The 19287-nt window shown below is 68.1% G+C and carries 13 protein-coding genes and 2 pseudogenes; 8 read left to right on the plus strand and 7 right to left on the minus strand.

Going from position 1 to position 19287, the window contains the following annotated elements; all coding sequences use genetic code 11:
• The first annotated feature begins 118 nt into the window (after positions 1 to 118).
• Both ACZ3UD_RS20780 and ACZ3UD_RS20785 read left to right on the plus strand, forming a co-directional pair.
• The gene (locus tag ACZ3UD_RS20780) at positions 119 to 811 is read left to right on the plus strand and encodes an alpha/beta fold hydrolase (protein ID WP_465589448.1); all 693 of its coding nucleotides are present in this window, start codon (positions 119 to 121) and stop codon (positions 809 to 811) included.
• Between the two features lie 311 nt (positions 812 to 1122).
• Positions 1123 to 1281: pseudogene (locus ACZ3UD_RS20785) on the plus strand (response regulator transcription factor); the annotation flags it as partial.
• A 29-nt stretch (positions 1282 to 1310) separates the two neighbouring features.
• Here the strand turns inward: ACZ3UD_RS20785 and ACZ3UD_RS20790 are convergent.
• Together ACZ3UD_RS20790 and ACZ3UD_RS20795 are read right to left on the minus strand one after the other, a co-directional pair.
• Positions 1311 to 2105, minus strand: coding sequence for a penicillin acylase family protein (locus ACZ3UD_RS20790; RefSeq protein ID WP_465589451.1), 795 nt, complete (start codon positions 2103 to 2105; stop codon positions 1311 to 1313).
• The gene (locus tag ACZ3UD_RS20795; protein WP_465589454.1) at positions 2065 to 3612 is read right to left on the minus strand and encodes a penicillin acylase family protein; all 1548 of its coding nucleotides are present in this window, start codon (positions 3610 to 3612) and stop codon (positions 2065 to 2067) included. Before ACZ3UD_RS20795 ends, ACZ3UD_RS20790 begins: the two co-directional genes overlap by 41 nt.
• A 407-nt stretch (positions 3613 to 4019) precedes the next feature.
• Here ACZ3UD_RS20795 and ACZ3UD_RS20800 point away from each other — a divergent pair, with 407 nt between their 5' ends.
• The gene (locus tag ACZ3UD_RS20800; protein ID WP_465589456.1) at positions 4020 to 4814 is read left to right on the plus strand and encodes an IS5 family transposase; all 795 of its coding nucleotides are present in this window, start codon (positions 4020 to 4022) and stop codon (positions 4812 to 4814) included.
• On the opposite strand, the pseudogene ACZ3UD_RS20805 reads toward ACZ3UD_RS20800, so the two are convergent.
• Positions 4771 to 5300, minus strand: a pseudogene (locus tag ACZ3UD_RS20805) (hypothetical protein). The gene ACZ3UD_RS20800 and the pseudogene ACZ3UD_RS20805 sit on opposite strands and share 44 nt — an antisense overlap.
• 312 nt (positions 5301 to 5612) lie before the next feature.
• Between ACZ3UD_RS20805 and ACZ3UD_RS20810 the strand changes: the two are divergent.
• The 3 genes from ACZ3UD_RS20810 to ACZ3UD_RS20820 all read left to right on the plus strand — a co-directional run bounded on the left by ACZ3UD_RS20810 (position 5613) and on the right by ACZ3UD_RS20820 (position 10683).
• Positions 5613 to 6413, plus strand: coding sequence for a maleylpyruvate isomerase family mycothiol-dependent enzyme (locus ACZ3UD_RS20810; RefSeq protein WP_465589458.1), 801 nt, complete (start codon positions 5613 to 5615; stop codon positions 6411 to 6413).
• A 1052-nt stretch (positions 6414 to 7465) separates the two neighbouring features.
• Entirely contained in the window at positions 7466 to 8326 is an 861-nt protein-coding gene (locus tag ACZ3UD_RS20815; protein ID WP_465589461.1) for a PIN domain-containing protein, read from the plus strand.
• A 1511-nt stretch (positions 8327 to 9837) separates the two neighbouring features.
• Complete coding sequence (locus ACZ3UD_RS20820; protein WP_465589464.1) at positions 9838 to 10683, plus strand: hypothetical protein; 846 nt, start codon at positions 9838 to 9840, stop codon at positions 10681 to 10683.
• 72 nt (positions 10684 to 10755) lie between these two features.
• Here ACZ3UD_RS20820 and ACZ3UD_RS20825 read toward each other — a convergent pair whose 3' ends face one another.
• From ACZ3UD_RS20825 to ACZ3UD_RS20840, 4 genes are all read right to left on the minus strand, one after another.
• The gene (locus ACZ3UD_RS20825) at positions 10756 to 11052 is read right to left on the minus strand and encodes a hypothetical protein (protein WP_465589467.1); all 297 of its coding nucleotides are present in this window, start codon (positions 11050 to 11052) and stop codon (positions 10756 to 10758) included.
• 662 nt (positions 11053 to 11714) lie between these two features.
• Positions 11715 to 12767: a TniB family NTP-binding protein gene (locus ACZ3UD_RS20830; protein WP_465589470.1), complete on the minus strand. Its 1053-nt coding sequence runs from the start codon at positions 12765 to 12767 to the stop codon at positions 11715 to 11717.
• Entirely contained in the window at positions 12764 to 14719 is a 1956-nt protein-coding gene (locus ACZ3UD_RS20835; protein WP_465589473.1) for a transposase, read from the minus strand. The genes ACZ3UD_RS20830 and ACZ3UD_RS20835 overlap by 4 nt, the downstream gene beginning before the upstream one ends.
• Before the next feature lie 125 nt (positions 14720 to 14844).
• Entirely contained in the window at positions 14845 to 15558 is a 714-nt protein-coding gene (locus ACZ3UD_RS20840; protein ID WP_465589476.1) for a TnsA-like heteromeric transposase endonuclease subunit, read from the minus strand.
• Positions 15559 to 15917: 359 nt separating this feature from the next.
• On the opposite strand from ACZ3UD_RS20840, the gene ACZ3UD_RS20845 reads away from it, so the two are divergent.
• Positions 15918 to 17687, plus strand: coding sequence for an acyclic terpene utilization AtuA family protein (locus ACZ3UD_RS20845; protein WP_465589479.1), 1770 nt, complete (start codon positions 15918 to 15920; stop codon positions 17685 to 17687).
• Positions 17684 to 19282, plus strand: coding sequence for an acyl-CoA carboxylase subunit beta (locus tag ACZ3UD_RS20850; protein WP_465589482.1), 1599 nt, complete (start codon positions 17684 to 17686; stop codon positions 19280 to 19282). The genes ACZ3UD_RS20845 and ACZ3UD_RS20850 overlap by 4 nt, the downstream gene beginning before the upstream one ends.
• The last annotated feature ends 5 nt before the right edge of the window (positions 19283 to 19287 follow it).

The following is a 19287-nucleotide window of genomic DNA, read 5'->3' on the forward strand; positions in this document are numbered from 1 at the left end:
TATCCGGCGCCGGAGCGTTGGCGGTCGGGCTGCAGACACCTGGCGCACCCTCAGCGAGCCTGCCGTCGCCCCCTGCGACACTGACGCCCGGAATGAATGTGCTCGATGTCCGGTTGCCGTGATCACGCACTTCACCCTTCACGATGGCATCCGCATCGACTACGACGACCAGGGCGAAGGCCCCCTTGCCGTCTACGCCCACGGCGCGCTCCTCAGCCGCAAGGCCGAGGACGAGCTGGGCATGCTCAACTGGGAGGCCGTCGCGAGCCTGCCTGAGCGGTGGCTCGTCCGATACGACGCACGGGCACACGGCGCATCCACCGGCCGCCCGGATCCCGAGGACTACCGCTTCGAACGCTTCGCCGCCGACCTCGTCGAACTCCTCGACCACTTGGGCGGGACGCGACCGGTGACCGGGATGGGGGCCTCGCTGGGCTGTGCCACGGTGCTGCACGCAGCGGTCAACGCCCCGGCGCAGTTCGACCGGTTCGTGCTGGTCATCCCGCCCACCGCATGGGAGACGCGGGCCGCGCAGGCCGACAACTACCGCATGGCTGCCGGGCTGGTGGCGGAGCACGGCGTCGGCGCGTTCACCGCGGCGGCCGCCGCCGGCCGCTCCGATTCCGCCCTCGCTGTCCGGCCTGCCCTACCCGCCGCGGAAGCTTGGTGTGCAGCCGGAGCTGCTGCCTGCGCTCTTCCAGGGGCTGGCCGCCTCGGACCTGCCGCCCCGCGAGAAGCTCGGCGAACTCACCCAGCCCACCCTGATCCTGGCCCTCGCGGACGACCCCGGCCACCCGAGGTCCACCGCTGAACAGCTCGCTGACCTACTCCCCGGCGCTGAGTTGCACGTGTCGAGCGACTCGGCGGGTGTGCGCGCCTGGGGCGACCGGGTGGCCAGGTTCCTGGCCTGATAAGTCATCGTCCCAAGAGAGGTGCGCTCGGCAGTCGAACTTTGTCGTACCGATCACGGCGCTTGCCGATCGAACGGAAGCCTCGATCGGGTGATCACGGTCCAGTGGGCGCATAGCGGCAGGCCTCCTGCACAGTTCGGGGATTGTCGAAGTCCTACCGAGCAACAGAGAGGCCCTGTTGTCCCAGTCTGTCGCGCCCGCTCGTGCCGCCTCCGAACTCGCCGCCCGGCTCTAGCTGTCCGAGACGACGGTGAAGACGCATGTGGCGCGGCTCCTCGGCAAGTTGGGGCTGCGGGACCGGGCGCAGGCGGTGGTGACCGCGTACGAGAGCGGACTGGTCAGCGTCGGCGCGGGGCCGGGCCCGCAGTAGGGCCCGGCCCAGAGCTTGTCCGGTCCGGGTCAGCCGCGCAGGCGGGTGACCTCCAGCTGCGGGGAGGCCTTGATCTCGGCCTCGGTGAACCGTTCCGTCACCCACTGCTTGCGGGAGAACAGCTCGGTCTGGTCGGTGTAGTGCGGCGAGGCGGGGTTCACGGACTCGCCGTAGGCGAGCACCGTCCGGGTGCGCGGACCCTGCGGCGTCAGCTCGGTGGCCATGACGAAGCTGGAGCCGTAGGCGGGAGCGGTCCCGTCCGCGTGCACCGCGCCCGTGCTGCCGGAGTCGGCGCCCGCCCGGACGACGTCGAAGCAGCCCTCGCCGGAGTCGCAGCCGTGCAGCGGGATGCCCGCCCAGCGCTGGACGTCGCCGGTGGTCGCGTTCAACGCGGTCCCGTCCGTGGTGAGTTGTGCCACCGCGGTGGCCAGGGCCGTCCGGGCGGTGGTGCTGTCGCCCCGGATGCCGGCCGGGGTGGTCAGCGGCTTCGCCTGGTCGTACGGCACTCGCTCCCATGCGTCGGTCCGGTACCGGTACAGGTCGTTGACGAACTCGCCCCACAGGACGGCGCCGTGGCCGTCGGCATCGGCCCGGGTGTTCCAGGCGGAGAGGACGTCACAGGCCGCGCTGACGTCGACCGGGTGGCCGTCCTTGTCGTTCAGCACCGGGTTGGCCCGGCACATCGCGACCACGTCGTCCCGGCCCAGCTCGGCGCTGTAGACGCGGTCGCCGACCATGGTGGCCTGCAGGGTGGACAGGGTGAAGCCCGGGGCGCCGAGGCCGTCACTGCCGTCGCGCCGGTCGGCGATCATCCGCAGGCCCAACTGGGCGCGCGTCCCGATCCAGGGGAAGGTGCCGTAGACCGCCGGATAGCCGGTGAGCGGGGCGTCGGGGTTGGCCAGGTGCGTGCTTGACCTGCGCGTCGGTGAGGTGCGGGACGGCGGAGGCGTCGGTGAAGTACGTCTCACCGGTGGAGTCCGTGGCGGTCGTGTAGTTCCACGGGTCGCCCTGGTAGGTGTCCTGCGCCTGCTTCAACTCGGCGAGGCTCTGCGCGAGGTCCATCGCGAGCCACTCGTTCATCGAGCGCAGGTTTCCGGCGTTGGCGTCGCGCAGGGCGTAGGCGTGGTCGGTGCTCCAACTGCCGCCCAGCACCGGGCCGTAGCGGGAGGTGTACAGGGTGCGGGTGACAGTGGAGAGCGTTCCGTCCGCGCCTCGGACGGTGACCGGGACCTCCTGGCGGCCCATCGGCTCGGCCTTGCCGTCGACCAGGTAGCTGGTCGGGTCGCCGGGCGCCAGCGTCAGACGGAACTGCGCCGCGTGCTGGGCGAAGCTCGACGTCGCGGTGAACGCCAGGCTCCGGGTGTGGCCGATCTGGAGCAGCGGGGTGCCGTAGAGACCGGCGCCGGAGACGTCCAGGACGCCGGGGATGGTCAGTTGCGCCTGGTAGAAGCGGTCGGAGCCGGTCCACGGCAGGTGCGGGTTGGCGAGCAGCATCGCGTCGTGGTCGCGGGTGACGTCGCGGCCGAGCGCCCAGGCGTTGCTGCCGAGTTCCGGGTCGCGGCCGGGAGCCTCCGTCGGAGACGCGGGCGCCGGGGCAGGGGCAGGGGCAGGGGCAGCGGAACGGGCGGCGGTGGACGGGGCTGGGGCGGAAGGGGCGGGAGCGGACGGCGTGCCCGGAGTCGGCGGGGTGGCGGCCGCGATGGCGCCCTGGGCACCGGCGAGGCCGGCCGACGTGTTGACCTCGTAGACCAGCCCCCAGACGTCCTCGGCGGTGATCGGCCGCACCCAGTCCTGGCCCCGGCAGCCCTCGTCCGGCAGGTTGGTCACCCCGGTGTCGTGCAGGTAGCGGTTGTACCCGGCCGCGTAGCCCTCGACCAGCCGCTTGACGTCGTCGGTCGGGCCGAGCGGCGCGGGCTCGGCCATCAGCCGCTGGACGGTACCGGCGCGCCGAAGGCCCTCGTGGTACACGTCGCTCGTCAGGTTGTCGGACCCGCTCGACGCCTTCGCGTCCGCGCCGAGGTAGCGGGCGCGCTCGCCGCGTACCGTCAGTACCTGGTCAGCGAGTTCGCACAGGTCGTCCTGTGCGAAGGCGTAGCCGTAGCCGTAGCCGAGGCCGCGGAAGTCGTGCGCGAGGATGTGTGGGATGCCGTACTCGGTGCGCCGGATCTGCGCCGAATAGCCTTCCCGGCCGCCGAGTTGGCCGTCCTGGCCGGCGGCGACGGCCTGCCCCGGAAGCAGGGTGGCGGCGACGGAGGCCAGGCAGAGCGCGGCCAGTCCGGTGCCGAGCCGCCCCGACGGCCGGTGACGCGAGATCAGTGTGCGGAGAACCATGGGGACAACGATGTCCCGGACGCCACTCCCGCCACATCGGCCCGCCGGATCGATCCAGGGCGCATGCATTGGCCCGGGGGCGTACACCCCCGGGCCAATGCGGCGCGGTCAGGACATCGCGGTTACCGGTGGTTTGTTAGTGGCTGTTGTCGTTCCGATCTTGAGGGGTGCTGGTCGAACGGGAGTCTCGATCGGGTGAGTGCGGTGACCGCCGCGCATGAAAGCAGGGCCTCTTGGTAGCTCGAAGGGTGTCTACGCCAAAGAGCGATCCAGGAGGCCCTGTTGTCGCAGTTCTACGGCATCGCGGAAGCGGGGTCCACTTCGGTCACTCTCGTGTGTGACTGCCTGGCACACCGGTTCGGGAACGCCGCCGACCACGGGGTCCGTGCGCGCCGCTACCGACGGACATGTCCGAGGCGGAGTGGGCGGTGGTGCGGCCGCTGTTGCCGGTGCCGGGCTGGCTTCGGGGCCGGGGCGGGCAGCCGGAGGCGTACTGCCACCGCGCAATGCTGGACGCGATCCGCTACCTGGTCGACAACGGCACGAAGTGGCGGGCGATGCCGGCCGACTTCCCGCCGTGGGACCGGGTCTACGCCTTCTTCCGCCGCTGGCGCGACCACGGCCTGGTCCGCGAGTTCCACGACCGGCTCCGCCGCAGGGTCCGCGAGCAGGCCGGGCGGGATCCGGAGCCGAGCGCGGGCGTGATCGACTCCCAGTCGGTCAAGGCGGACGCCGTCGTCGGCCATGACAGCCGCGGCTTCGACGGCGGCAAGCTGATCAACGGCCGCAAGCGGCACGCCGTGGTCGACACCCTCGGCCTCCTGCTGCTGGCCGTGATGGTCACCTCCGCCGACACCGGAGACCGCGCCGCAGCCCAGGTCCTGCTCACTCAGGTCGCCGCCGCGCACCACCGGCTGGCGCTGGTCTGGGCCGACGGCGGCTACACCGGCAGCCTCGTCGAGTACTGCCTGGCCGTCCTCGCGCTGGTCCTGGCGATCGTCAAGCGCAGTGACGACATGCGCGGCTTCGTCGTGCTGCCCAAGCGGTGGATCGTGGAGCGGTTCTTCGCTCACCTGATGCGAAGCCGCCGCCTCGTGCGGGACTTCGAGCGATCCACCGGCAGCGCGGAGGCGATGGTCCACTGGTCGATGACGCAGCTCATGACCCGCCGCCTGGCCCGGCCACGGCCTTCGCGAGCGTGAACCGGCCCGGCGCAGGCTCGGCCAGCCATCCGCGCGCTGTCAGCCGCTTCGCCTTCGACCGCAACGCCTCGATCTTCGCGGGCACCGGGTCCAGACCGAAGCCGGCGGCCATCTCCTGGCAGGTCAGCGGGCCTTGACCCAGACGGTTCCGGTCCGCGAGAACCTGCACGATGCGCTGATAGTCCGCCGACAGTGCCGACCAGGCCAGCCCCGCACGCCACATCGGCACCACCGACTTCGGCTCGCCGCCTCCGAAGACGCAGGCGGTGTCGGCGGTTCACCGCGATCCGACGACTCCTCGGCGGCGTCTCCTTCGCCCGGGGACAGCACCTCACCGACGCGTGAACGGGCGATGACCCACTCGTTCCACTCCCGCTCGGCCGCGACCAGCTCGGCCTGGATACGGTCCGCCTCCTCCCGCAGCGCGGCCACACGACGACGAGCGGTCAGCTCACGATCTTCCAGCAGCCCCACGACCGACGGCATCCCGACCTCCACCAGAGCGACGACTCGACACCTCACCACTCCCCGAGACCACCGACCCTATTCCTGACCAGCGGAAACGCAGCCCTCAAGCCCGGAAAGACAACAGCCACTCAGATATCAGTGGCTGTTGTCGTTCCGATGTTGAGGGGTGTTGGTCGAACGGGAATCCCCGATCGGGCGACTTCGACCGATGCTGCGCATGAGAACAGGGCACCGCGCCACCCGAGGGTGCGCGGGCCGTGCCGCGCGCCCGCCGCGTCGGCTGTGAAAATCCGCGTGCGGTCGCCTGGAGCACGGTGATAGACATCCGGCGTGGAAAAGAATCTTGAGTTCCCCGACCTGCTGCGACTGATCGATGAACGGTCGACCGCCTTCCGCGCCGCGGTCGCCGCCGCGCCCAGTCTCGACGCACAGGTGCCGACCTGCCCCGGGTGGACGCTGTTCGATCTGGTGAAGCACCTGGGTGGGGGAGACCGTTTCTGGGCCGCCATCGTCGGCGCGGGGCCTGCCGACGCTCCCCCGGCCGAGGCCACCGCTGCGCGCGCCGCTCTGGAAGTGCCGCAGGAGCGTGAGGCCCTGCTGGCTTGGCTGGCCGCGTCGACGCAGCTTCTGCTGAGCGCCCTGCGCGAGGCAGGACCGGAGAGCGGTTGCTGGACGTGGTGGCCTGCGTCGCAGTCACCGCAAACCTCCGGCGGTGTCGCCCGGCACCGGGTCCAGGAGAGCGCGGTGCACACGTACGACGCCCAACTCGCCGGGGGCGCCCCGCAGCCGCTGCCGGTCGAGGTGACACTCGACGGTGTGGAGGAGTTCCTGTTCACCGTCTGCGCAACGCCGAGTGCCTGGCCGCACAAGCCCACGGCCTTCGACTTCCACGCCTCCGAGGGCCGCTCCTGGCGCCTCACGGTCGACGGCGACGGTGCACGCGTCACCCGCATCCCCGCACCCATTGCCGCGACCGGCGAGGACTCGGACGCGGCCGGCGCCTCCGTCCATGGCACGGCCAGTGAGTTGGTCCTCTACTTGTACGACCGTATCCCGGCCGGCTCCTTGCACGTTGACGGAGACGCAGGGCTGCTCGACCTGCTCCGCGCCTGGGAGCCGGAGGAGAAGTAGGACGTAGCGGGGGCGGTTGGCCGCGCCTCGAGCCGGTAGGACACGACTCTTCGCCAGGTTCGTCAGTCGCGGCACCGGGCTCAAACCCGCGAGGCGGCCTCGGGGCGTCACCAAGCGGACCGTCTACCTGGTCAGAGCTCGAACTCACGACCCCGCACGATCAGAGACGAGTACATCGATAGCCGGGCAACCGCAGGCCGGCTCGCTCTCCGTATCCAGCGAGCCGGCCGTTCTGCGTCGCGCCCGTGGCCGTGCTCCTGGTCCCACGAACCCGCCAGATGATCATTTGTCAGGTAAGCCATAGGTAGCTGCTCTCCTTCCCAACCCGCTCAGCGGCGACCTCCGCTCTCGCCATCGGTGTACCCACCGCCTGTTCCAGCATGGGAAATCCAAGTGAGCATGTCTGGCCAGCACCTGAGCGGCGGGTGGGGAAATTCGAAGAGCCCCATCAGCATCGGGTCCACCGATGGCGAAGCACGGGGGCTCTGACGTCCGGTCGTCTGGTCGTCTGCGGTCACGATTCCGCGCTTCTCATGAGCGCTGGTCCAGTTCAGGGTGCATTCGGTCCCAGGACCAGTTGAGGACGATGTGCTCGGCTGACCGGAGGGCACTCGGCGCGCGCAGGTGGCGCGGGCCGTCGAGGAGCGATCGGTAGCGGGCATGGGCCTGAACGAGACGACCGTCTCATCAGGCACCGGCCGGACGGTCAGCGGGAGCCGGCGAACCGGCAGGGTCCGAGGCACGTCATCCGTACTGGCAGGGCTCTGACCGGCGCAGGGAATCGGGCAGAACCTCGTCAGATCGGGTGAGAACCTGCCACGGCGCTCGACAGGTCAGCGGGGCGTCTGCCACGTCACGAGCGAACGGACACCAGCCACATTGTCCGTTCCCAAGAGAACTGGCGAGCGGCCGGCTTCTGGTCTGGGAGTCGCCACTCGCTCTGAGACGTTTGCTCCTCATGGTGTCTCAGCCCAACTGGCGAGAAGTTGGTCAAGACTGTGATGCCAACCATGTAGGAGTGTCGTATCGGCAGTTGTGCCAGGATCGCCGCTATGCGCCTCAAGCCTCTCATCGCGCTGGAAACTGCCGAGCGCTACCTCTCCGACGCAGTCAACCAGTGGTCGAATGCCCGCTCGGCCGGCTCGCCCGGCGGAAGCGCCGTCGAGACCTACCTGCGGACGGTCAACAATCTCGTGCCCACCTTGGCGCAGGCCTTTGCCGAGCCCGACCTGGCTGGCAGTCTGCAGTCGCCGGCCTACTGGCAGATCTTCGGTACTGGTGGCATCGGCCCCGGCGTGGTTGCGGCGGTCTATCGCGAGATGGATGCGCAACTCAACGTTCTGGAGCAGGCGCAGGCGGACCTGCGGGAGCTTCGTGCCTACGCGCATCGCCCGGGTGTTCCGATCGTCTATGACACCAACATGCTCAACCATTGGCAGCAGCCGGAGAACATCGACTGGCGAAGTCTGCTCATAGATCAGGGCCTTGAGGGCAAGTTGGCCCGTCTGGTGGTGCCGCTGGTGGTGATCGACGAGTTGGACAAGCAGAAGTATGGCGCGGGGGACCTTGCCAAGAAGGCGGCGACCGCCATCCGCTACCTTGAGCGGAAGCTCGTCGGTGCCAACCCAGGCGAGGCGGTAACGCTGCGCAAGGGCGTGACTCTTGAGATTCGACTGGACCCACCGGGGCACCGCCGTGGTGAGGCCGATGTCGAGATCCTTCGGTGCGCGGTGGCAATCGATCAGCTCCAGCCACAGGCTGGAGCCCGGGTACTGACCGACGACTTCGGTATGCGGCTACGGGCACAGAGCATGGGCCTGGCCACCTTGGGACTGCCACGTGAGTACCGCAAGTCTGGCACTGCGATGGATCATGTCAGCGACGCGGAAGACTCTGGCAGGCCCAAGGCATAGCCGGGTTGAGCTGCGGGTGGCCACTCAGGTGTTCCGTCGCCTCAACGCTCGTGCGCCAAGGTCGTAAGCCATGCTCCCGAGCGCCAGGACCACCAACGGCCACACCAGCGGCGAACTCGGGGGCACGATTCCGTCAATGAGGACGGCTCCGACGGAGCTTGCTCCGAGGGTTGCCGTGCACGCAGAGAACGAGGGTGAGTTGACGTGCAGGAGCAGTCCACGCCGCTGGCTCCGTCCTCCGCTATAGCACTTGCATGAGTCGGGGTGGTGCTCGGATGGCCGACCGGTGCGAGATTGCGTACGGTTGGACATGACGGTCCCTCCAGGGATTGTCGATAGGCCCCTGCGTCGCGAGTTCTTGGCGGGACTCGACGCGGGGGCTTCGGTCTTGCCATCGTGAAGCGGAGCACAAGTCTCGCGCCACCAGTAATAACTGCAGCAAGGTCGGGGGCACATGCGCGTCGTGGGGATTGTTACCCCTGCTGAAGGTCTTCAGCAGGGGTTCGGTCGACATGGGCTAGATCAGGAGCGGTCAATCCGCAGGTGGGTGCGGAAGCTCAGCCACGAGTTGGTGGCGATCCACCGTCTGGACATTAGGGTTGAAGACGCTGACGTGGTGGGGCGAGCGAAGGGGATCGTTCTCGCTGATCGTCGGCTCAACGACCACGGCCTCGTGGCAGTGGGCGGCGTCGTAGCGGGCGTACGTGTCTTCGCCCCCGGAGTTGGTGACTGGACGGACGAGTTCCAGTCTCGTCGAGCTGAGGCCAAGTTCTGGCGAGATCGGCACCGGATCTCAGATGACGAGGCCGCAGAGATCATCTCGCGTGCACTGGGCAAACGGTGGGAGTTGCCGTCTCAGGTCGCGAGACAGAAGAAAGCTGCGGCTGGTGGCTATGCCTACGGCGCACCGCCGTTCGGCTGGAGATCGGATGCTGGCGCCCTGGTCATGGACCTCGGAGAACAGGCCACACTGAACAGAGCCCGTGAACTGCGAGCGCAGGGGCTGACCTTGAGGCAGGTCTGTGCCGTGCTTGACTTGGAAGGACGACAACCACGGCGTAGCGGCTCATGGAATTCTGGGACGTTGAGTAGAGCTCTCCGTTCCAGGGGGCCAGTCACGAGCAACGCTGACGATCCGCTCGCAACGTAGCAAGGAAGTCGGCGAGTACGACCGGGTTCGCAATGTTGGCGACCTCAACCGCGGGTCTGCTCTCGTCCACGCTGACCCCAACCGCGGCATCCCCAATCAACGAGCCCGCACCTCCGCCATCCGACCCCTCGTCCTCCAGGCCCCGCACCCGTCATCGCCAAGCCCCTCGGCTACCACGACAAGCTCGCCACCCGACTGGTCACCGAAGCCAGCGGCACCTGGAGCCGATACGCGCCCGGAGACCACACACGCTGACAGGGCTTCTGCCACCCCGGAGGAAGACGCGATGCCTCAACGTGGGCCTACCAGTTGGCCCCGAAACCCGTCGCGACCGCGTCACGGTGCTGCCACACTCGCCCCCATGAGCGACGACAGCGCCAAGAGGCTCGACGGAGCCATCGGCACCCACATCATCGCCATCACCTACGAAGTGATGGACTGGGCGACGGAGGCGCTGCCGGCGCACGTACCGGCGGACGACTTGAAGAAGCTGAAGCTGGCCTCCGGCGAGCACCTCGCGGCGATGCTGACAACCGCCTATCTCCGCATCGTGCCGGTCGCCGTAGACGTCCATGGCGGCGTGGATCTCGTCTACCGCGTGGCGGACTCGGACAGTGGCGCACTGTCGTCGCTGCTTGGCCGCAACGGTGTTGAGTTCGTCGACTTCGAAGTGAAGTCGATACCTGGTGACTTCCGCGAGCACGAAGCTGCGGTCTCGCGGGCACTGAAGCGAGGTGAGAACCCAGACGCTCATTGGGCGACGTTCATGTCAGCAAACGATGTCATCGAGGCCGCCCAGCCGGTGATCGCCAGGGCCACGAAGCAGCTGCGAGACAAGTCCTCGCCCGACAGGGCGCGGGTGGTGTTCATCGTGTACCACTTTCTCGACCGGCCCTACGTGGAATGTCTCGACCTGGTGATCGCGAACACCTTGACCGCCCCGACGCTGCCAGACGAGATCGACGCTATGTGGGTGTTCTTCGCGCCCTTTCACCTTGTCGTGTGGTCGGCTGTCGAGCAGCGCTGGACACAGCTTCTTCTCGGTAGCCCTAACGAGGACGGGACGGCCCCGGAGGTCGACTTCGACATGGAGCTGCTGCAGCACTACGAGGGGCTGTTCCTGGAACGGGCGGGGATCGAAGGGCCCTCGCCCTTCTACTACGGCCTCAGCGCTGGTGGGCTCGCATCCGTGGCGGACGAAGAGTGACGACAGCCCGCATCCGTCCGGAACACGCGACACCTCAACATGCGAGCTCACCAGTCTCGACCCCCGGTATCCTCAGGCGAAGTGGCGGCGGTCTGGATACGGGTTGTCGACGTGATCGAGGCGGTCGCGATTGATCCAGTACGTGTTGCGCCGACCTCGATGCCGTTCCCGAAATCCATGGACCCAGCGGGTGAGTGGGTCACCGTAAGGGAGCTCGCCGTCGATGAGTGTCGTTCCGACCTTGTGAACCACGTGTCTATAGAAGCGGCCGAGGTCGAGATCGAGTGCCATACCGATATGGCGACGCCAATGAGGGTCGGCGATGATTTCGGCAAGTGCGACGGTTTCGGGGAATCCGATAAGCCTCATACTTGCTGGGCTGCTTGGTCCCCCGGATCGAAACGCTTGTGCCCGCGAGTTCCATCTTCTTGTCAATGCTGCGTGTTGGCGGTCCTTGGCCCATTCCAGAACGATTATTTCGGCTTGGAATACGGCCTCGGATGCGCGAAGTTGATGGGGGCCGTCGAGCAGGGATCGGTAACGTTTATGAGCAACGGTGACCTCATGTAGCCGATGCAGATCGCGCTGCGTGCCATCGATCCAACGTCGGTGAATGGGGCAGATTCGTTGCCAGTTGTTGACTCGGATCCAAATTGTTTCGATGGAGCCGTGGCGTAGTGTGCATTCTCGGCATGCTGGCTGAGGCTGGGGACTGGTCCTGAACCATCGCAATCCAGGCTGCGTGGGATCTAGCCAGGAATGCGGTGTGTGATCTTGTCCGGGTAGCACCATGCGAAGGATTTTAGTGTCCCTGTCGATTAGTGTGGCGAGTCGAGAAAGGGAGACAGGAGAGAGGATCGCGTCTTTGTTTAAGACATGTCTTCCGGGAGTGCAGGGTGCCAGCAGCCGGAACAGATCGGTAAACCGCATCGCGTTGGTGTCCGCCAGCCGGGATACTAGTGAGACAACAGTCTCGCGGTAAAACGGCCGGACCGTGAGCGGGAGCTGGCGGAGCGGCTGTTCCCAGGTCCTCATCGCGCGGCCCGCTCTCGTGAACGGCCCCGCGGAGTTGGCAGGGCCCAGGGCTCGCCCTGAGACGCAGTGTCCAACAAGATCGCGTCCAAGTGCTTCTTGGCAATTCGCTCTGTGCCGTCTGCGATGGCGTCGTTCGCAGCTTGGTAGATCAGCTGGTCCAGCGCGCCGATCGAACCAGCGGATCGCTCATGGAGGTACGCGGCGAGCCGGATGAGACTTCCCGGAATGTGCCGGTAGAGGCGTAGGGACTGCTCCATCGTGGCCACGACCTTCTTCCAATCCGACCGCTCCTCAACGGTGGAATGACCGAACACCGATGTGTGGATGGTCAGGAATCGCCCTGCGATCTGGCGGCCGCGCAATCCCGAAAACAGGCCGTGATCTGCGACATCGATCCCCGCATAGACGAAGGTCGCGCGGATCTGCTCGTAGAAGTACTTGAGCTGATCGGAGGCTTCGGCCCCGGCCCGCGTTGAGAGGTCAAGGTTGTGGATCTCGTCCACAATCACCAGTCCACACCGAACCTTCCGCAGAACGGTACAAACCGTATTGGTGATCTCGTGCTGGCTTGCACGAGCACGGATCGGGAGGCCGAGAAATGACGCGAGTTCGATGGATAGCGTCTTGGATGTCGCGCCGGACGGTACGACGATATAGACGACGGGAATTCGGTCGCTGTGAGGGTTCGCCTGCCGCATGGCGTCGGCGTGGTATTTCTTGCCGAGCTGCTGCACCGCGGTGGACTTGCCGGTGCCGCTTGGGCCGGACACGATGAGGCCTCTGCGGCCGGTGGTCTTGGGCGCGTTGTAGGCGAGCAACTTCCGGCCGGTGGTGGTGATGTGCCGGATTGCTGGAGTGGCGATGACCAAGAGCTTCATATGGTGGGTCATCCGCGCTTGGTTGTAGGCGTCACGCTCAAGCGGGTCCAAGCACTCCCATGCGGCGGGAGGTAGCAGTGGTGGTGCCTCAGGTCGCGGGGCGTCGGCAAAGGCCCTCCAGCCCTCTCGGGTGACCAGCGGTTGGAAGTCGATACCGTCATCGGTGTTCACCACGCTCCACCTTCCTCGAACGGGTCGAAGACCCCAAAGGGCACGACGTCGTCAGTTTCGATGACCTCGGCATCCACGATCTCGGCGCCGTCCGCCGGTGAGCGCTCATCCGGTGGTGGTGGCTGTGTAGGCATGAGCGCGGGCGGGAATCGGCGAGGCATCGCGGTGGCCGCCCGGGCGCGGGCGGTCGCGCGACGCTCGGGACCGGGGCCCGTTTCTGCGCGTCGGAGCACGCCGGCCAGCAGCACAGCCACGGCCATTTCGTTGCTGTCGTCCATGCCGCGTTCGGCCGCGATCCGTCGCGCATAGCGCCAGGTGAACTCTGCGAACGGCTGCTGGACCATGGGAAGGTGGGTCCACTGGGCTGTGATCCAGCCGCCTCGGCGGTGGTCGCGGACCCAAACCCGGCTGAGGTCGTAAGGGTCGTAGTGGACTTCCCACTGGCCGTTCCTGGCGGTTACGCCAGAGTGCTGGCGCCGGTACGGCGTGAGATCTGCACTGTTATAGGTGCGGTGATCGATACGGATGCCGTAATCGTTCACGGTCCGCCAGACACCAGGAAGCATCTCGATGTAGTCGTCTCCGTTGGGCGCCAGCGGAACGTAGCCGCAAGCGGCGACCATAGCGGCATACGCTTCGTTGGGGGAGAGCGGCCGGTCGGAGATGTAGGGATGCCGCAGGCCCTCATGCGGCCGTGTTTGCCAGCCGGCCACGATCCACTCGTCCAGCAGATCCTGGAGTTCGGAGACGGACCACACTGCCGTCTCCTCCACATTTGCGCCACGCCTGGTCACGTCCCTTCCGGTGTAGCCGGCGACGTGTTGGCAGAACAGTGTGTTGATCGATGAGAAAGTGCGCTCGACCACGCCCTTGTCCGTGGGCGTTCTGGGCCGCGCCGGCTGTACTGAGATCTCCAGCGTCCGGCAAGCTCGAACGAAGGTCTCCGAGACGAAGATCCGCCCGTGGTCGATGACAATGGTCTCCGGGACGATCACCGGTTTGGCCGCCACTTGCTCAAGACGGGTGTCAATGTCGACCAACCGGGCATACGGGAGCCGCGACGCCGACATGCGCAGAGCATCCGACCAGTTCGGACGCATCGGCTCTGGAACCACGATCCGGGCAAGCATCAGCGACGCGTCAACGGCCTTGGCCTGTGCGGGATGCAGCACGGCCGCGCAGATCGTCCGGGTGGCGACGTCGAGCGCGATTGTCAGCTCCGGTCGACCGACTACCCCATCGTCCATAACGGCCATGACATCGAGCGGAGTTGTATCGATCTGTACCTGTTCGCCAGGCCTGGCAGCCATCGTTGGCGTGAAGACCCCTTCGGGACGGTTGGCGGTCTGCCGACGAGTCGCTGCCGACCCGAAGGTGTGGCGCCCCACAGCCAGTGCCTCTAGCAGCCGGTAGAACGTGGCACGTGAAGGCAAGGGAACTGTGCCAGGTCCGTACTCTGCTGAGAGCTGGTCCGTCACCTGGCGCAGGATTCGCGCCTTCGTTCCGGTGGATGCGGACGTCTGCCGCTCCACTGCCGCAGTGACAGCGGCGACCACCCGGGGATCGACGTTTCCTGTGACCTTGCGCCGCTGCGTGAAGCGGCCATCGACCAACCCCCACACGCCTTGCTCTCGATACCGGCGCCGCATCCGCTGGACGGTCCGCAGTTCGGCCGGAACGCCGAGAGCGGTCAGCTCGCGGGCTTTGGCCAACTCCCGTTCGGTGATGCTGAGTCGCGCAGGGTCGTACGCGTCTCGTGGCGGCGCGCCGGCGGGAGCGCCGGGCAGGAAACCTGTCTCCAGCTCCACCAGGTGCCGTTCCCAGAAGCGGGCTCGCTCCGCTATCTCAGCCGGAACACTGTCCAGCAGCCCGGAGGCTGTGATCCTGGGCGAAGGTCCCGAACCAACAACGGTGAAGTCCGGCGCACTCTGCAGGTAGGACAGCAGCACCACGCTCTGGTCCCCGGAAGCGGACAACAGCCGCACTGAGGTTCCAGCGAGGGCCACCACCGTCTGCTCCTGGCCGCCGAAGACGACACGATCCCCTACCCTCAGCACGGAAGGCCCGGCCGATGCCCTCATCGGCTGCCTGCCAGAGCCATGCTGGCCTGTACTACCGTGCGGTCGCCGAGAAGCACTGAGAGGTCCGCAACCAACTCCTGGCGCCACAGCAGGTGGTAGAGAACAGGAAGTGTGGCGAGAGGCTCGCCGGCCTCCACGGCCCCATCGAGCAGACTGCCAGGTTGGGAGAAGTGCCGCAGCAGCCGCGCCGCTACGGACTGCTCATGACACCGGGCATGCCGGTAGCCGGCCAGCCAGCGAACGTTGGCAGACCAGACCTGATCGACCTCTCCCCATAGCCGATACTCCCAACCCACTGCCGTACAGGCCTTCTTGGTAGCACCGAATGCCTCCACGTCGCGCTCGGCGGATCGGCGGTCAACCGGGCGGGAGTCGATCAATACCGCTCGGCCGTCGCCCAGCCGTGCGAAGAAGTCCGGGGCATGTGCGCGGGGCCGCCCGTCCTTGTCCGCCCAGAACAACCAGAGAGGTTGCGACGCGTACCCGATCACCGACCGGTCGAAGTCCAGTGCAACGGCGTGATCCCGCTCCAACCAGGACTCGAAGCCAACATGGCCGCCGACCGTGGCCGACCAGTACAGGCCCGGATAGTTTCGCTGCCCGCGATACGAAGGGAACGCCCGCACGGGGCGCCGATCCTCGAACCGCACGGCACAGGCACGGGCGAGCGGCTCTCTGCGCTCCACGCCGTGCTCATCGACGTAACCCACTTCGAACTCTCTGATGTGCTCCGGTGTGCCGCCGGAACCAACTGGCGCTCCGCCCACGCTTCGCCTACTCGCCTCAGCCGGCCTGTGCTCGCTTCTCATCTACCGGTGAAGGCGGTGCGGTGGTGCTGGTTCACGATCAGGCTCGCCAGATCGGGTGAGAACTCGCCAGATGTCTTGCCAGATCATCTGAGACTCCGCCACATCGCCCGAGAACGGACACACATCTTCCTCGCTCGGGCTGTGGCTGATACTGCAGCAAAACAAGCAGGCGTGATTGCTTTTTTCTCCGGCCGGTGCCACGCTGCTGCCCCGGCGGCGCTTGTGCGGGGTGTCGTCAACCCACCGGCAGGGGAGGCGCATTGGCGCGCGCACGCTCGGTACTGCGGATCGGCAATGCCTCGGGGTTCTACGGGGACCGCTTCGCGGCGGTGCGGGAGATGCTCACGGGCGGGCCGCTGGACGTGCTCACCGGAGACTACCTCGCTGAGCTGACCATGCTGATCCTGGCCCGGGACCGGCTGAAGGATCCGTCGCTCGGGTATGCGAGGACCTTCCTGCGCCAGATGGAGGAGTGCCTCGGCCTGGCGCGCGAGCGGGACGTGAAGATCGTGGTGAACGCGGGCGGTCTCAATCCGGCCCGACTCGCCGACGAGCTGCGGGAGTTGGCGGAGCGCCTGGGCATCGGGGCGGCCGTCGCCCACGTCGAGGGTGACGACCTGCTGCCGCACCGGTCCGAACTGGGCCTGCCCGCTGGCCTGTTGGCCGCCAACGCCTACCTGGGCGGCTTCGGCATCGCCGCCTGCCTGGCCGAGGGTGCGGACGTGGTGGTCACCGGACGGGTCACCGATGCCGCGCTGGTGGCCGGGCCCGCGATCGCCCACTTCGGCTGGACGGCCGCCGACCTCGACGCCCTGGCCGGGGCGGTGGTGGCCGGGCACGTCCTGGAGTGCGGAGCGCAGGCCACCGGCGGCAACTACGCCTTCTTCCGCGAGCACGACGTGACCCGCCCCGGCTTCCCGCTGGCCGAACTGCACGCCGACGGCTCCAGCGTGATCACCAAGCACCCCGGCACCGGCGGCGCCGTCACCGTCGGCACCGTCACCGCCCAACTCCTTTACGAGACCGGCGGATCGCACTACCTCGGCCCGGACGTCACTGCCCGACTGGACACCATCCGGCTCAACGAGGAGGGCCCGGACCGGGTGCGGATCGACGGCGTGCGCGGCGAGGCCCCGCCGCCCACCCTGAAGGTCGGGCTCAACCGCCTCGGCGGCCATCGCAACGAGGTGGTCTTCGTACTCACCGGCCTGGACATCGAGGCCAAGGCCGACCTGGTGCAACGGCAGTTCGCCGCCGCCCTGCCGCCCGAGGCCCGCCCGGCCGAACTGCGCTGGACCCTCGCCCGCACCGACCACCCGGACGCGGCCACCGAGGAGACCGCCTCCGCGCTGCTGCGGCTCACCGCCCGCGACCCCGACCCGGCCAAGGTCGGCCGCGAGCTCGGCAAAGCCGCCGTCGAGTTGGGCCTGGCCGGATACCCGGGCTTCCATCTGACCGCCCCGCCCGGCCCGGGCGCGCCGTACGGGGTGTTCACCGCCGCGTACGTCGATGCCAAGGCGGTCGAGCACACCGCCGTCCTGTCGGACGGTCGCCGGATCGCCGTCCCGCCCGCGCCGGTGACCTCCCAACCGACCGAAGCCGCCGCGGAGTTGCCCGAAGAGCTCCCGACCGGGCCGACCCGCCGCGCCCCGCTCGGCCTGGTGGCCGGTGCCCGCAGCGGGGACAAGGGCGGCGACGCCAACCTCGGTGTCTGGGCCCGCGGCGAGGACGGCTGGCGCTGGCTCGCGCACACCCTCACCGTCGACAGGCTGCGCGAACTCCTCCCCGAAACAGCCGGGTTGACCGTCAGCCGGCACCTGCTGCCGAACCTCAGGGCGGTCAACTTCACCGTCACCGGCCTGCTCGGCGAGGGCGTCGCCGCCCAGCACCGCTTCGACCCGCAGGCCAAGGCCCTGGGGGAGTGGCTGCGCTCCCGCCACCTCGACATCCCGACCACCCTCCTCGACAGCCCGACCGGGCTCGTTGACATCCCGACCACGCTCCTCGACAGCCCGGAGGCGCCGCTGTGACCGTCCTGACCACCCGCGTCGACCCGGCCGGGCCCGACTACGCCGAGCACCGCGCCGCGATGGTCGCCAAGCTCGCTGAGCTCGACGCCGAGCACGCCAAGGCGCTGGCCGGCGGCGGCTCCAAGTACGTGGAGCGCCACCGCAAGCGCGGCAAGCTGCTGGCCCGCGAGCGGATCGAGTTGCTGGTCGACCCGGACTCCCCGTTCCTGGAGCTGTCCCCGTTGGCCGCCTGGGGGAGCGACTACCCGGTGGGCGCGGCCCTGGTCACCGGCATCGGCGTGATCGAGGGCGTGGAATGCGTGATCACGGCCAACGACCCGACGGTGCGTGGCGGCGCCAGCAACCCGTGGACCCTGCGAAAAGCCCTGCGGGCCAACGAGATCGCGCTGCACAACCGCCTGCCGTTGGTCAACCTGGTCGAGTCCGGCGGCGCCGATCTGCCCAGTCAGAAGGAGATCTTCATCCCCGGCGGCGCCCTCTTCCGCGACCTCACCCGGCTGTCCGCCGCCGGAATCCCCACCGTGGCCGTGGTGTTCGGCAACTCGACGGCCGGCGGCGCCTACGTGCCGGGCATGTCCGATCACACCGTGCTCGTCAAGGAGCGCGCCAAGGTGTTCCTCGGCGGACCGCCGCTGGTGAAGATGGCCACCGGCGAGGAGGCCGACGACGAGTCGCTGGGCGGCGCCGAGATGCACGCCCGCGCCTCCGGGCTGGCGGACCACTTCGCGGTGGACGAGGCGGACGCGCTGCGGATCGCCCGCCGGATCGTCGCCCGGCTCGACCACCGCAAGCCCGGCCCGGGCGCGGACCCGCTGGCCGAGCCGCCGAAGTACGACGAGGAGGAACTGCTCGGCATCGTCCCGGGCGACCTCAAGGTGCCCTTCGACCCGCGCGAGGTGATCGCCCGGATCGTCGACGGCTCCGACTTCGACGAGTTCAAGCCGCTCTACGGCACCAGCCTGGCCACCGGCTGGGCCCGCCTCCACGGCTACCCGGTCGGCGTCCTGGCCAACGCCCAGGGCGTGCTGTTCAGCGCGGAGTCGCAGAAGGCCGCCCAGTTCATCCAGTTGGCCAACCAGCGCGACACGCCGCTGCTGTTCCTGCACAACACCACCGGCTACATGGTCGGCAAGGACTACGAACAGGGCGGCATCATCAAGCACGGCGCGATGATGATCAACGCCGTCGCCAACTCCAAGGTCCCGCACCTGTCCGTGCTGATGGGCGCCTCCTACGGCGCCGGCCACTACGGCATGTGCGGCCGGGCCTACGAGCCGCGTTTCCTGTTCTCCTGGCCGAGTGCCAAGTCCGCGGTGATGGGCCCGCAGCAGCTCGCCGGGGTGCTGTCGATCGTCGCCCGGCAGTCGGCCGCGGCCAAGGGGCAGCCGTACGACGAGGACGCGGACGCGGCGATCCGGTCGATGGTCGAGCAGCAGATCGAGGCCGAGTCGCTGCCGGTGTTCCTGTCCGGTCGGCTCTACGACGACGGCGTGATCGATCCGCGCGACACCCGTACGGTGCTCGGCCTGTGCCTGTCCGCGATCCACAACGCGCCGGTCGAGGGCGCGCGCGGCTACGGCGTCTTCCGGATGTGAGAGGG

The sequence above is a fragment of the Kitasatospora sp. NPDC023118 genome (assembly GCF_055560875.1).

Excerpts from the sequence above, each read along its gene's own strand:
- ACZ3UD_RS20800 (WP_465589456.1), top strand. The coding sequence starts at position 4,020 with ATGTCCGAGGCGGAGTGGGCGGTGGTGCGGCCGCTGTTGCCGGTGCCG.
- ACZ3UD_RS20795 (WP_465589454.1), bottom strand. The coding sequence starts at position 3,612 with ATGGTTCTCCGCACACTGATCTCGCGTCACCGGCCGTCGGGGCGGCTC.
- ACZ3UD_RS20815 (WP_465589461.1), top strand. The coding sequence starts at position 7,466 with ATGCGCCTCAAGCCTCTCATCGCGCTGGAAACTGCCGAGCGCTACCTC.
- ACZ3UD_RS20820 (WP_465589464.1), top strand. The coding sequence starts at position 9,838 with ATGAGCGACGACAGCGCCAAGAGGCTCGACGGAGCCATCGGCACCCAC.
- ACZ3UD_RS20825 (WP_465589467.1), bottom strand. The coding sequence starts at position 11,052 with ATGAGGCTTATCGGATTCCCCGAAACCGTCGCACTTGCCGAAATCATC.